This is a genomic window from Rothia sp. QJM3NY_36, assembly GCF_056173115.1.
Genome location: NZ_CM149658.1, coordinates 2,236,214 through 2,248,930, shown reverse-complemented (window position 1 = coordinate 2,248,930; position 12,717 = coordinate 2,236,214). Strand labels below are relative to the sequence as shown.

At 73.8% G+C, this 12,717-nt stretch carries 12 protein-coding genes; 5 read left to right on the top strand and 7 right to left on the bottom strand.

Translation table 11 applies throughout. From position 1 onward, the window contains the following. Position 1: 1 nt before the first annotated feature. Together efeB and AC0VXQ_RS10005 are read left to right on the top strand one after the other, a co-directional pair. On the top strand, positions 2-1,555 hold the full coding sequence (gene efeB / locus AC0VXQ_RS10010; RefSeq protein ID WP_475528607.1) for an iron uptake transporter deferrochelatase/peroxidase subunit: 1,554 nt from the start codon (positions 2-4) through the stop codon (positions 1,553-1,555). 87 nt (positions 1,556-1,642) lie between these two features. Then, a complete protein-coding gene (locus AC0VXQ_RS10005; protein WP_475528605.1) occupies positions 1,643-2,716 on the top strand; it encodes a TPM domain-containing protein in 1,074 nt (357 codons plus the stop codon). 62 nt (positions 2,717-2,778) lie between these two features. On the opposite strand, the gene AC0VXQ_RS10000 is transcribed toward AC0VXQ_RS10005, so the two are convergent. The 3 genes from AC0VXQ_RS10000 to pdxS form a co-directional block, all read right to left on the bottom strand. Further along, positions 2,779-4,269 carry a DASS family sodium-coupled anion symporter gene (locus AC0VXQ_RS10000; protein WP_058731044.1) on the bottom strand — a complete coding sequence of 497 codons (1,491 nt, stop codon included), beginning with the start codon at positions 4,267-4,269 and terminating at the stop codon, positions 2,779-2,781. A 118-nt stretch (positions 4,270-4,387) separates the two neighbouring features. Continuing rightward, entirely contained in the window at positions 4,388-4,993 is a 606-nt protein-coding gene (pdxT, locus tag AC0VXQ_RS09995) for a pyridoxal 5'-phosphate synthase glutaminase subunit PdxT (RefSeq protein ID WP_058731045.1), read from the bottom strand. Further along, entirely contained in the window at positions 4,990-5,943 is a 954-nt protein-coding gene (gene pdxS / locus AC0VXQ_RS09990) for a pyridoxal 5'-phosphate synthase lyase subunit PdxS (protein WP_475528602.1), read from the bottom strand. Before pdxS ends, pdxT begins: the two co-directional genes overlap by 4 nt. 167 nt (positions 5,944-6,110) lie before the next feature. On the opposite strand from pdxS, the gene pdxR reads away from it, so the two are divergent. The 3 genes from pdxR (at position 6,111) to AC0VXQ_RS09975 (ending at position 8,952) form a co-directional block, all read left to right on the top strand. After that, complete coding sequence (pdxR, locus tag AC0VXQ_RS09985) at positions 6,111-7,715, top strand: MocR-like pyridoxine biosynthesis transcription factor PdxR (protein WP_475528600.1); 1,605 nt, start codon at positions 6,111-6,113, stop codon at positions 7,713-7,715. Positions 7,716-7,805: 90 nt separating this feature from the next. Then, a complete protein-coding gene (locus AC0VXQ_RS09980) occupies positions 7,806-8,459 on the top strand; it encodes a hypothetical protein (protein WP_193554011.1) in 654 nt (217 codons plus the stop codon). A 43-nt stretch (positions 8,460-8,502) separates the two neighbouring features. Then, positions 8,503-8,952 (top strand): hypothetical protein, encoded by a 450-nt coding sequence (locus AC0VXQ_RS09975; RefSeq protein WP_058730341.1) that lies wholly within the window; start codon positions 8,503-8,505, stop codon positions 8,950-8,952. Positions 8,953-8,976: 24 nt separating this feature from the next. On the opposite strand, the gene AC0VXQ_RS09970 is transcribed toward AC0VXQ_RS09975, so the two are convergent. From AC0VXQ_RS09970 to AC0VXQ_RS09955, 4 genes are all read right to left on the bottom strand, one after another. Further along, positions 8,977-9,513: a YbaK/EbsC family protein gene (locus AC0VXQ_RS09970; RefSeq protein ID WP_058730340.1), complete on the bottom strand. Its 537-nt coding sequence runs from the start codon at positions 9,511-9,513 to the stop codon at positions 8,977-8,979. 188 nt (positions 9,514-9,701) lie between these two features. After that, entirely contained in the window at positions 9,702-12,020 is a 2,319-nt protein-coding gene (locus AC0VXQ_RS09965) for a heavy metal translocating P-type ATPase (RefSeq protein WP_058730339.1), read from the bottom strand. Further along, the gene (locus tag AC0VXQ_RS09960; protein ID WP_475528597.1) at positions 12,017-12,235 is read right to left on the bottom strand and encodes a heavy-metal-associated domain-containing protein; all 219 of its coding nucleotides are present in this window, start codon (positions 12,233-12,235) and stop codon (positions 12,017-12,019) included. The genes AC0VXQ_RS09965 and AC0VXQ_RS09960 overlap by 4 nt, the downstream gene beginning before the upstream one ends. 71 nt (positions 12,236-12,306) lie before the next feature. Next, positions 12,307-12,645: a metal-sensitive transcriptional regulator gene (locus AC0VXQ_RS09955; RefSeq protein ID WP_058730337.1), complete on the bottom strand. Its 339-nt coding sequence runs from the start codon at positions 12,643-12,645 to the stop codon at positions 12,307-12,309. Between the last annotated feature and the right edge of the window lie 72 nt (positions 12,646-12,717).

The window sequence follows — 12,717 nt, the reverse complement described above, 5'->3', positions numbered from 1 at the left end:
GGTGCCCAGCGTCGGCGCTGCCCCTCGGGCGCCCGGCGCCGCGCACGCCCACCGTCCCGCACCCCACCGACCGCACCCCGAGGAGGGATCGACCACGAACCGCCGCACCGAGGAACCGCAGGAGCACCGCACCGGTACCCCCGCATCGTCCGCCCCCTGGGCGGATCCCGACGCCGGGACGGCCGCCGCTTCGTCCGGATCCGCCGGGGATCCCGCCGCCGGGGACCCTGCTGCGGGGGACGACGCCGCGGCGACCGGCGGGCGCACCCGCGGGTTCACCCGGCGTCGGCTGGTGGCCGGGGCGGGGATCGCCGGGGCCCTGGGCATCGCCGGCTTCGGCGGGGGCGCCCTCGGGCACCACCTGGGTCGGGAGCAGGCGGCCCGGGAAGCCCCCACGCAGCTGACCTACCCGTTCCGCGGCCAGCATCAGCAGGGCATCACCACTCCTGCGCAGGACAACATGTACATCGCCGCCTACGATGTCAGCACCACCGACGTCGCGGAGCTGAAGGACCTGCTGGCCCGCTGGACCGTGGCCGCGGAGCAGATGTGCGCCGGGGAGCTGGTCGGCGGGGAGCCGGACGCCAACCCCAACAAGCCGCCCGCGGACACGGGTGAGGCATGGGGGTATCCGCCGGCGGGGCTGAGCATCACCTTCGGCTTCGGTCGCAGCCTGTTCCAGGACGCCGACGGGAAGGACCGCTTCGGGCTGAAGGCCAAGATGCCCGGCGTCCTGGCTGACGGCGTGCCCCGGTTCGCCGACGAGAACCTGCGCGCGGCCTCCAGCGACGGGGACCTCGTCGTCCAGGCCTGCTCCAACGACCCCCAGGTCTGTGTGCACGCGATCCGGAACCTGACCCGGATGGCCTTCGGCACCGCGGTGCTGCGGTGGGGGCAGATCGGCTACGGCCGCACCTCCTCCACCTCCGCGGATCAGGAGACCCCGCGCAACCTCTTCGGCTTCAAGGACGGCACCGCCAACATCAAATCCCAGGACGGCGATGACGTGCTGGAGAAGGAGGTGTGGGTCCAGGACGGCGACGACGCCGCGGCGGGGTGGATGGTCGGCGGCAGCTACCTGGCCGCCCGCAAGATCCACATGTACCTGGAGGTCTGGGACCGGGTGCGCCTGTCCGAGCAGGAGCAGGTCATCGGGCGGGACAAGCGCTACGGCGCCCCGCTGTCCGTGGCCGATCCCAGCGCGGAGCACGAGTTCGATGCCCTGGATCTGTCCGCCCGGAAGGACGGGGAGCTGGCCATCGCGAAGGACGCGCACGTGGCCGTCGTCGCCCCGGAGAACAACGGCGGGCACCGGATGCTGCGCCGGGGGTACAACTACACGGACGGCAACGATTCCCTGGGGCGGCTGGATGCGGGCCTGTTCTTCATCGCCTTCGCCCGGGACCCCCGCGCCGGATTCTTCCCGATCCTGCGGAAGATGACGGAGAAGGACGCGCTGACCGAGTACCTGCAGCACGTGGGCTCCGCCCTGTTCGCGGTGCCCCCGGGGGTGGCCGAGGGGGACATGATGGTCGGGCAGCGCCTGTTCGAGTAGGCCCTCCCCGGGCGGGGCGCCGGTGAGGCCGCGGTGCATAGGATGGGCGCAGACGCTCGCCACCTCGCCACGGAGGAGTCCGCCCCCATGGTCACGCTCATCGCTCGCCCGGCCCGTGCCGCCCGGCTGCCCGTCCGCTGGGCCGCGCTCGCCGCCGTCGTCCTCCTGCTGCTGCTCACCGCGTGCGGCTCCTCCTCCGGGTCCGGCGGGGAGGCGGAGCGCGGGGTGCCCGCGCGCCCGGAGAGCGGGGCCGTGCTGGATGAGGCCGGGATCCTCGACGAGGACGGGATGGCCCAGGTGAATCGGGTCATCGCCGATCGCAACCGGGAATCCGATGCCGCCCGTGTCGCCGTGATCACCGTGAACCGCGCCCCGCAGGACTGGGAGCGCTGGACCCGCGAGGTCGCCGGCACCTGGGGCGTGGGAGACGCCGGGGCGGACAACGGGGTGCTGCTGGCCATCGACATGGGCGAGCGGCGCACCCGGCTGGAGGTCGCCGACGGCGTCCGCCAGCGCCTGGACGACAACGCTGCGGCCGCGATCCTGGACGAGGTGACCGAACCCGCCCTGAAGGACGACGAGTACGTGCGGGGCGTGCGGGAGACCGTGGAGGCCGTGTACGACCAGGCCGAGGGGCGCACCCCGGCGGCCGTGGCCGAGGGCCGGGAGGGGCACCGGCTGGGTGTGATCGTCGCGACCGTCATCCTCAGCCTCGTCGGCCTCGCCCTGCTCGGCCTCCTGGGGTGGATCTGGTGGGAGGTGCGGCGCTGGCGGCGGATCGCGGACCGGGAGATCGACCGGTACCTGGCCGAGCACCCCGGACAGGAGGTCACCCCGGAGGTCCGCCGGGACTACCGGAAGTACCGCTTCCACCACCGGAAGGTGCCGTCCTGGCAGGAGGAGATCGACCGGCGTCGCGAGCAGGCCCGGCGGGTGGGCCGGGAGCCGGAGAGCATCGACGACCCCACCGAGTACACCCACTACACCCCGACCTTCGGATCCTGGCTGCCCCTGCACATGGCGGCCCCGAGCCTGTACTCGGGCTCCGGGACCACTCCGCCGGCCGCCGGTGGGGACGGGTCCACCGGGGCCGCCGGATCCACGACCTCCTTCGGCGGCGGCGCCGGATTCACCGGCGGCGGGGCCTCGGGCCGCTTCTGAGCGGAGTCGGCGTCGGGGCCGGCCGGTATCAGGACGGGGGCCGGCGTCGGCCCCCCGTGGGCTCAGACCAGGCCGAGCCACTTCCAGTACGTCGCGGAGAACAGCAGCACCAGCAGGTACCCGGCCACCGTCAGCGGGATGCCGGTCTTCAGGAACTGGCGGGTGGTGAACGCCCCCGTGCCGTAGGCCAGCATGTTCTGCGGCGCGGAGACCGGCAGCAGGAAGCCGAAGCAGATCACGAACTGCTGGATCACCACGAAGCCGATCCCCTGATCCGGCAGGCCCGGCAGGCTCTGCGCCAGGGCGATGAACACCGGGATCAGCGCGCTGGACAGCGACGTCGCCGAGGCGAAGCCCAGGTGGATGAGGATGGTGAACGCGGAGACCAGCGCGATCGTCGCCAGCAGCGGCAGCTGCGCCAGACCCATCGCGGAGAACGTCTTCTCGGACAGCCAGGACGCCGCCCCGGTGCTCAGCAGCACGCTGCCCAGGGAGATCCCGACGGCGAAGACCACCAGCGTCCCCCAGTTGACCAGGTGCTCCACGGTCTTCCAGTCGTACACCCCGACCTTCGGCAGCAGCATCAGCGCCACCGCGATGACCGTGACCGTGGAGGAGTCCAGGGAGTGCACGGTGCCCTCGGTGGCCCACAGCAGGAGCAGCAGCACCGAGATCCCCACCAGGCGCTTCTCCGCACCCGTCATCGGCCCCAGCTCGCCCAGCTCCCGGTGCACGACCTCCCGGCCGCCGTCGATCCGGTCCACCTCCGGACGGATCGCCCGGCGCATGATGAAGAACAGCAGCACGGACATCACCGCGGACCAGGGTGCCGCCCACAGGAACCACTGCGGCCAGGAGACGGTGGTGTCCAGCTGCTTCTCGATGAACCCGATCGCCACCATGTTCTGCGCGGCCGCCGTCTTGATCCCCACGTTCCACACGGACACCGCCTGCGCCGCGGTGATCACCAGCAGCGCGGCGAGCTTGGAGTCCTTCGGCAGCCCGAAGGCGGCCACCATGCCCAGCAGGATCGGCACGACGGCGCCGGCCCGCGCCGTCGCCGAGGGGACGAAGAACGCCAGCACCACGGAGATGGCGATGGCCCCGGCCACCAGGTGGCTGGTCTTCTCCCCGGCCACCCGCAGTACGTGCAGGGCCAGGCGCCGATGCAGCCCGGTGGCCTGCATGGCCGCGGCCAGGGCCAGGGCGGCGGCGACCAGCGCGACCGCCGAGGAGGAGAAGCCGCCGAGGGCCGCGGTGAGCCCGCCCTTGGTGCCCAGCAGCTCACCGGGGTCCTCGGGGTCCGGGGCGGTGCCCAGCAGCACGGCCAGCAGCCCGATGATCAGCAGGGCGCTGACCGGGTAGGTCACGGCCTCGGTGACCCACAGGATCACCGCGAAGGCCAGGACGGCCAGGGCCCGGTGGCCCGCGACGCTCAGGCCCTCCGGGGTGGGCAGGATCAGGATGACGACGAGCGCGAGCACGGCGAGGCCGAAGCTTACGGGGGCGACCCAGGAGGAGCGGGTCTTCTCGGCGGTCTGCGGGGACGTCATCGTCGGTGCCTCGATCCGTGCGGTGCGAATAAACTGGCATGATCCATGCTAGTTTCAGTCGGCCGGGGGATCCGGGAGGCTCCCGGGAGATGACGCTCATAGCCTGCGGCGGATGGGCTCAGTCGGGGATGAGGCCCAGCAGCTCCCGGTGCACCGTGGTGTCCCCGGTCAGCTCCGGGTGGAAGGAGATCCCGAGGACCCGGCCCTGCCGCACCGCGACGACCCGCCCCTCGAAGCGGGCGAGCACCTCGACGTCGGGCCCGTGCTCCACGACCTCCGGGGCCCGGATGAACGCCGCCCGCACGGTGCCCTCCGGTCTCGCGCTCCCGCCCCAGGTCAGCAGGGCCTCGGCGGAGGAGGTCTGGGGACCGAAGGCGTTGCGGGCCACGGCGGCATCCAGCAGGCCGAGGCTGCGCTGGCCGGGTGCCGGGTCGCGGATGGTCCGGGCCAGCAGGATCAGCCCCGCGCAGGTGCCCAGCACGGGGTGCCCGGCGCGGGCGAAGTCGATCAGCGGTTCGCGCAGCCCGAAGGTGCGGGTGAGCCGGTCGATCGTCGAGGACTCCCCGCCGGGCAGCACCAGCGCGTCCAGTCCCTCCAGATCCGCCGGGTGGCGTACCTTCCGCGCGTCGGCCCCGAGGGACTCCAGCATCCGCAGGTGCTCGGCGACCCCGCCCTGCAGGGCCAGCACCCCGACGGCCCGGGGTGCGGTGTTCGGCTGGCTCACCAGCCGCGCTCGGCCAGGCGGTGCGGGGCGGGCAGGTCCGCGACGTTGATGCCGACCATCGCCTCGCCCAGGCCGCGGGAGGCCTGGGCGATCGCCGCGGCGTCGTCGTAGAAGGCGGTGGCCTTCACGATCGCGGCGGCCCGTCGGGCCGGATCTCCGGACTTGAAGATGCCCGAGCCCACGAACACGCCGTCCGCGCCCAGCTGCATCATCATCGCCGCATCCGCCGGGGTTGCGACCCCGCCCGCGGTGAACAGGACCACCGGCAGCTTCCCGGTGCGAGCCACCTCCAGGACGATGTCGTACGGGGCGGCCAGCTCCTTGGCCTTCACGTACAGCGCCTCCGGGGTGGCGGCGTACAGCGCCTGCAGCTCGGCGATCTGGCCGCGGATCGTGCGGATGTGCTTGGTGGCCTCGGAGACGTCCCCGGTGCCGGCTTCACCCTTGGAGCGGATCATCGCCGCGCCCTCCGCGATGCGCCGCAGCGCCTCCCCCAGGTTGGTGGCCCCGCACACGAAGGGCACCGTGAAGCCCTGCTTGTCGATGTGGTTGACGTAGTCCGCGGGGGAGAGGACCTCCGACTCGTCGATGTAGTCCACCTTCAGCTCCTGGAGCACCTGCGCCTCCACGAAGTGCCCGATCCTCGCCTTCGCCATGACCGGGATGTCCACGGCGTCGATGATCTGCTCGATGAGGTCCGGGTCGGACATGCGCGCCACCCCGCCCTGCGCGCGGATGTCCGCGGGCACCCGCTCCAGGGCCATGACGGCGACGGCGCCGGCGTCCTCGGCGATGCGCGCCTGGTCAGCGGTGACCACGTCCATGATCACCCCGCCCTTGAGCATGTCCGCCAGGCCGCGCTTGACCAGGGGTGACCCGGTGCGGCCCCCCTGATGCTCGGTGCTGGTGGTGGGGGCGGTGTTCTCCGGGGCGCTGTGCTGCTCAGTCATGCCCACCATCCTGGCGCGCGGCGCTGGACCGACGACAGGTCCAGAATCCGCCCAGGTTTTTGGTCCATGGGCGCCTGTCGGTGTCCCCTCCGTGGCGTTTGGGAGCGGCGCGGAGGAGCGGCGCGGCGGGGCCGGTGGGGGCGGGGTCGCGCCTACACTGGGGTGCCATGTCCCGCCACCGCACCGACGCCGAGCTGCCCGTGCGGATCCGCCGCGGGGGCGGGCCGCTGCCGACCCAGCTGGTCGAGCAGATCCGCGAGCTCGTGGCCGTCGGGACCCTGCGCCCCGGCGACGCCCTGCCCTCCACCCGGGCGCTCGCGGCCCGCCTGGGCATCTCCCGCGGCAGCGTCACCACCGCCTACGACCAGCTCACCGGCGAGGGCTTCCTCATCGCGGATCGGGGCGGCACCCGCATCACCCCCGAGCTGCCGGCCCTGCCGCCGCGCCCCCGGCATCTCCCGCGCCCCCGGCGCACGACGCCGGAGGCCCCGCGCCGCAGCGTGCCTGCCGCTTCCGGGGTGGCCGCCGCCGCTGGGCCAGGTACCGCGGTCGCCACCGGCCCCGGGGAGAATGCCGCCGGTGGGCCGGGCGTCCATGCCGAAGCCACCACCGCCCCCGAGGCGCGCACCGAAGCCGCCTCCGCCCTCCGGTATGACCTGCGGCCCGGCACCCCGGATGTCTCGGCCCTGACCACCACGGCCTGGCGGGCCGCGTGGCGGGCGGCCGCCGCCCAGCCGAGCCTCGGTCACCCACCCCAGGGCTCGGCGGCGCTGCGTCGGGAGCTGGCCGAGCACCTGCGCATCGGCCGCTCGGTGCCCGCCGACCCCGAGGATCTGCTGGTCACCGGGGGTGCCCGGGACGGGCTGCGGCTGCTGCTGACCGTCCTGGCCCAGCGGCTCGGGCGGGCCCTGACCGTCGCCGTCGAAGACCCGGGCTACCCCTCCCTGCACCGGGTGCCCGCCGCGCTCGGGCACCGGGTGGTCCCCGTGCCCCTGGATGCCCAGGGCCTGGACCCCGCCCACCTGGAGAAGGGCCCCGCCCGGCCCGACGTCGTGCTGGTGACCCCCTCCCACCAGTACCCGCTGGGCGCGTCGATGCCTGCCGCCCGGCGCGCGGAGCTGCTCGCGTGGGCCGTCGAGCGGGAGGCCCTGCTGGTGGAGGACGACTACGACTCCGAGCTGCGCTACGTCGGGGACCCGCTGCCGGCCCTGGCCGCGATGGATACCGCCCGCTACGGCGCCGGGGACCGGGTCGCGACCCTCGGCTCCTTCGCCAAGACCCTCACCCCGGGCCTGGGCCTGGGATTCCTGCTCATGCCGCCCCAGCTGCACCGGGAGCTGCTGGCCCACAAGCGCGACGCCGGCGCCCCGGTCTCCGGGATCGTGCAGGACGCGATGACGGGCTTCCTCGCCGAGGGCGGGCTGCGTCGGCACACCGCCCGGATGCGCCGGGAGTACCGGCGACGCCGCGACCTGCTGGCCCGGGTCCTCGCCCCGGATCGGCTGCCGCCGGGGGTGCGGGTGCTGCCCATGGACGGCGGGCTGCACACCGTCGTGGAGCTGCCCGACGGGCAGGGCACCGCGGGGGAGCGCCGCCTCGTCGACGCCTTGGTGCGGCGGCAGGTGGGGGTCGCCGGGCTGACGGGGTACTGGAGCCGACCCGGGGCGCGGGCCGGGCTCGTCGTCGGCTTCGGCGGGCTGAGCGAGCCGCGCCTGGAGGAGGCCCTGCGGCGGCTGCGCGCGGCACTGGTGCGGGAGCTGCCCGCCGGCTGAGAAGAGCCCGGCTGGGCCCGCGGCGCGCACGATAAGCTGGTGGGCGACGTCGCCCGCCCCAGCCCGCCCAGCGAAAGGCCGTCCGCCCCCATGCCCGTCACCGAAGCCAGCGCGACCCTCGAGGAGCTGCGCGCCCTGCACCGGCCCGTGCTCGCCCGCGCCCTGCTGTGCCTGGCCTTCGGACTGCTCACCGTGTTCTGGCAGCCCTCCAACTACTGGTCCTGGGGGGACCCGGGGCTGTCCGCGGTCACCTGGGCGGTAGGGCTGTTCATGATCGCCCACGGGGCCGTGCTGCTGTGGCTGCACCGCAGCCTCGCCGCACCGCTGGCCGAGGGCCCGGAGCGCTCGGCCATCCAGTCCTTCGCGGTGCTCTACGCCCTCGGCGGCGCGGTGGCCCTCCTCTTCGCGGGGCAGCTGGGCCAGCTGGTGCTGATCGTTGGCCTGGTCTACGGCATCGCCGGGCTGACGGAGCTGATCCTCGGACTGCGCACCAGCCAGACCTCCGCGATGGGCCGGGACTGGACCATCGCCGGGCTGGTCGCGGTGCTCGCGGCGGCCGGGCTGTTCCTGTTCGGGGAGATGGGCTCCAAGGCGCTGTTCGGCATCGTGGGCGGGGCGGCGATGATCGTGGGGGTCTTCCACCTCATCGCGGCCCTGACCTTCCGCCACGACGCCCGGGTGCTGCAGCGGCACGGGACGCGCGGCGACTCTGTGAACCGGGCGGGCGACCCGGGCGGGCCGTAGACTGGCAGACGGACCTCACCACACCCCCAGGAGGAGCATCTTCGTGGCACAGCGCCCCAAGCGCGGACTCAAGGCCGACATCAAGGCCCCGCTGATCCTCGCGGCCATCCTCGCGATCATCGCGTTCGTGGGCGTCTTCGTGTTCGCCACGGGCGGGACCAACAACCAGCCGGAGATCAAGCTGGCCCTGTCCGCGGCCGGCGGCGTGTTCGTGGTGACCCTGGTGGTGTGCGCGACCCTGATCATGGTCGAGCGGCCCAACGACGAGGAGCTGGGCCAGGGCACCGGCATCAACCGCCGCTCCGCGGACCTGTACGCCGCGGCCAAGGCGCGCAAGGAGGAGCGGGAGCGCCGCGAGCGGGAGCAGGCGGGCTCGGGCACCGGCGACGCCGCGGCGGGCGCCCGCGAGCGTGACGATGCCGCCACGAAGGAGTCCCCCGAAGACGACGGGCCGACCTGGGGCCAGCGCGCCCACCCCGAGACCCACAACTGAGGCCGGGGGCCCGCGGCGTCGGGATCAGCGGCGCACGAGGTCCAGCACCTCGGCGCCCGTCAGCGCGGCCAGCTCCGCGCCGCTGACCAGCAGCTTCGCCTCGCGTCGACCCGCCCCGATCACCACGGCCTCGGCGTCGGCCACGGCCCGGTCGATCAGCACCGGCCAGTCCGCAGGCAGCCCCACCGGGGTGATGCCGCCGGAGGTCATGCCCGTGCGCCGCTCCGTCTCCTCCTGATCCGCGAAGGAGACCTTCCGGGCGTCCAGGTGCTTGCGCACGGTGGTGTTGATGTCGGCCCGATCCGCGGCCAGCACGAGCACCGCCGCGGTGGTGACCCGCTCGCCGCGCCTGCCCTGCACGACCACGCAGTTGGCGGTGGCCTGCACATCGACGTCGTAGGCCTCGCAGAAGGCGGCGGTGTCGGACAGCTCGGGGTCGATGCGCGCGAGGCGAGCCGTCGGCACGGCGCCGGCGCGCACGGCGTCGGCCACGGCCGGGGCGACGGCGTCGGGATCGTCGGTCAGTGCGGTCCAGTCGAGGGTTCCCTGTGGTGTCGGCATGGGGCCAGTGTAGGACCGGACGGGACGGAAGATGGGTCCCGCGCCACACGAGGACCAGCGAGGACGCACACCTTCCCATCGCGACCCGGCGCATCCGTTCCCACCCCTGACGCGAGACGGCGCATCCGTTCCCGGGAAAGCGAAAACCGGGAACGGATGCGCCGTCTCGCGAGGTAGAAGGGGAACGCCTACCGGTCGAAGCGGGTCAGGCGCAGGGAGTTCAGCACCACGAACACCGAGGAGAACGCCATCGCAGCACCCGCGATCATCGGGTTGAGCAGCCCCAGGGCCGCCACCGGGATCGCGATGACGTTGTAGCAGAACGCCCAGAACAGGTTGGAGCGGATGATGCGCAGGGTCGCCCGTGACAGTCGGATGGCCTGCGGCACCGCCGCCAGCTCGTTGCGCATCAGGGTCAGGTCCGCGGCCTCCAGGGCCACATCCGTGCCCGCGCCCATCGCCACCCCGAGGTCCGCCCGGGCCAGGGCCGCGGCGTCGTTCACCCCGTCCCCGACCATCGCGACCACCCGGCCCTCGCCCTGCAGCCGCTCGACGGCACGCACCTTCTGCTCCGGGGAGACCCCGGCGATGACGTCCTCGGCGGCGATGCCCACCTGCTCGGCGATCGCCCGGGCCACCGGTTCGGCATCGCCCGTGAGCAGCACCGGGCGCAGGCCCATCTCGCGCAGCTGGGCCAGGGCGGAGGCGGCGTCCTCCTTGGGTTCGTCGCGCAGCAGCAGCAGTCCGACGCTCATCCCGTCCACCGCGGCGACGACGCCGATGCGCCCCTCGCCCTGAGCGGCGGTCAGCGTCTCCCGGTGGGCGGCGGGCACCTCGATGCCCTCGGCGGCGAGCCAGGACGGCTGGCCCACGGCCACCCGGTGCTCCTCGTCGTCCTCGGCCAGGCGCACCAGACCGGAGACCCCGCCGCCGGCCGCACTGGCGAACTCCCGCACCGCGGGCAGCTGCTTCCCGGTGCGCTCGCGGGCGCCGGCGGCGACGGCCCGGGCGATGGGGTGCTCGGAGGCCTCCTCCACGGCTCCCGCCAGCAGCAGCAGCTCCTCGGCGGTGACCGGGGCACCCCGGCCCTCGCCGGTCTGCGATGCCGCGGGCGCCTCGCCCCCGTCGGCGCGCGCCGTCGTCTCCGGCCGGCGCACCTCCTCCAGGGACAGCTGCCCGCGGGTCACGGTGCCGGTCTTGTCCAGGACCACAGCGTCCACCCCGCGGGTGTCCTCCAGGACCTGCGCGGACTTGATGAGGATCCCCAGCTGGGCTCCGCGCCCGGTGCCGGTGAGCAGGGCGGTCGGGGTGGCCAGACCCAGGGCGCACGGGCAGGCGATGACCAGCACGGAGACCGCCGCGACGAAGGCCGCGTTCAGCCCGCCGTCGGCCGCCCCGCCGATCAGCAGCCACAGCAGGAAGGTCAGCACCGCGATGCCCAGCACCACGGGCACGAACACCGCGGAGATCCGGTCCGCCAGCCGGGCCACCGGGGCCTTGGTGGACTGCGCCTGGGAGACCAGGCGCCCCATCTGCGCCAGGGTGGTGTCCTCGCCCACGCGCTCGGCGCGCACGATCAGCCGGCCCCCGGTGTTCAGGGTCGCGCCGGTGACGCGGTCTCCCTCCGAGACCTCCATGGGCACGGATTCCCCGGTGAGCATGGACTCATCCACCGCGGAGTGGCCCTCGACGACGACGCCGTCCGCGGCCACCTTCTCCCCGGGCCGCACGATGAAGCGCTGGCCCGCGGCCAGCCGCGAGACGGGCACGCGGTGCCCGACGCCGTCCTCGTCCAGGACCTCCACGTCCTTGGCGCCCAGGTCCAGCAGCTTGCGCAGCGCCTGCCCGGAGCGGTCCTGCGCGCGGGCCTCCAGCCACCGGCCCAGCAGCAGGAAGACCGTGATGACGCCCGCGGATTCGAAGTACAGCTGGTGATCCGCCATGGACACGGCGTGACCCAGGTGCGCGTGCGCCGTCATCCCCGGGTCGGCCAGCAGGTGGCCCAGGGAGAACAGGTAGGCGGCGGCGACCCCGAGGGAGACCAGGGTGTCCATGGTCGAGGAGCCGTGCCGGGCGTTCACGGCGGCACCCCGGTGGAAGGGCCAGGCCCCCCAGGTGACCACGGGCAGGGACAGCACGGCCGCGACCCAGCCCCAGTGCGGGAACTGCAGGCCGGGGATCATGGAGATCGCGAAGACGACTGCGGCCAGGGGCAGGCTGACCCACACCCGGCGGCGCAGGGCGGCGGTGCCCGGTTCGGCGCGCTGCGCGGCGTCGTCGTCCTCCTGCGGGGGGCGCTTCAGGGACGGGGTGTACCCGGCGTCGCGCACGGTCTGCAGGATCTGCTCATCCGTGACGCCCTCCGGCACGGTGACCTGCGCGGATTCCAGCGGGAGGTTGACGCTGGCGTGCACCCCGTCGATCTTCCCGAGCTTGCGCTCCACCCGGCCGACGCACGAGGCGCAGGTCATCCCCTGGATATCGAGGTCGACGACGCGCTGGCTCACCGGTGCTCGACCACCCGGTAGCCGGCCTCGGACACGGCGGCCTCCACGGCCTGCGCGTCCAGGTCCCCGGTGTGGGTGATGGTCACGGGGGAGGTGCCGCCGCTGTTCAGCTGCACGCTCACGTCGGTGACCGCGGGGATCTCCCGCAGCTCCTCGGTCACGGAGGCCACGCAGTGCTGGCAGGTCATGCCCTCGACGTTCACGGTGGTGTTCATGGTGCTTCCTCTTCCGATGGTGGTGTGTGCGTCCGGGCCGCTGCGGAACCGGGCCTGGGCGCGGGTGGGTATCAGCTGCGGACCAGGCGGGCGACGGCGGCGGAGGCCTCCGCGACCTTGGCCCGCATCTGCTCCTCGTCCCCGGAGGCAGCGGCCCCGGCCACGCAGTGGCCCAGGTGCTCCTGAAGCAGTCCCACGGCCACGGCGTGCAGGGCGCTGCTGACCGCGGAGATCTGGGTGAGGACGTCGATGCAGTACTGGTCCTCGTCGATCATCCGGGCCACCCCGCGCACCTGCCCCTCGATGCGGCGCATCCGCTTGAGGTAGCGGTCCTTGTCGTGGGTGTACCCGTGCGGCGGGTGCGGGGTCTGGGCGGTGGTGTCCGCGGCGTCGTTCTCCGGCTGGCTCATACTCCCGGTATACCCCCGAGGGGTATCCTGCGCAAGGGTCGGGGCGGGAGGGCGCGGCCTCACGGGCCGGTG

Bases quoted from the DNA above. Each gene is read 5' to 3' on its own strand.
- AC0VXQ_RS10005 (WP_475528605.1), top strand. From the start codon at position 1,643: ATGGTCACGCTCATCGCTCGCCCGGCCCGTGCCGCCCGGCTGCCCGTC.
- AC0VXQ_RS10000 (WP_058731044.1), bottom strand. From the start codon at position 4,269: ATGACGTCCCCGCAGACCGCCGAGAAGACCCGCTCCTCCTGGGTCGCC.
- pdxS (WP_475528602.1), bottom strand. From the start codon at position 5,943: ATGACTGAGCAGCACAGCGCCCCGGAGAACACCGCCCCCACCACCAGC.
- pdxR (WP_475528600.1), top strand. From the start codon at position 6,111: ATGTCCCGCCACCGCACCGACGCCGAGCTGCCCGTGCGGATCCGCCGC.
- AC0VXQ_RS09980 (WP_193554011.1), top strand. From the start codon at position 7,806: ATGCCCGTCACCGAAGCCAGCGCGACCCTCGAGGAGCTGCGCGCCCTG.
- AC0VXQ_RS09970 (WP_058730340.1), bottom strand. From the start codon at position 9,513: ATGCCGACACCACAGGGAACCCTCGACTGGACCGCACTGACCGACGAT.
- AC0VXQ_RS09960 (WP_475528597.1), bottom strand. From the start codon at position 12,235: ATGAACACCACCGTGAACGTCGAGGGCATGACCTGCCAGCACTGCGTG.
- AC0VXQ_RS09955 (WP_058730337.1), bottom strand. From the start codon at position 12,645: ATGAGCCAGCCGGAGAACGACGCCGCGGACACCACCGCCCAGACCCCG.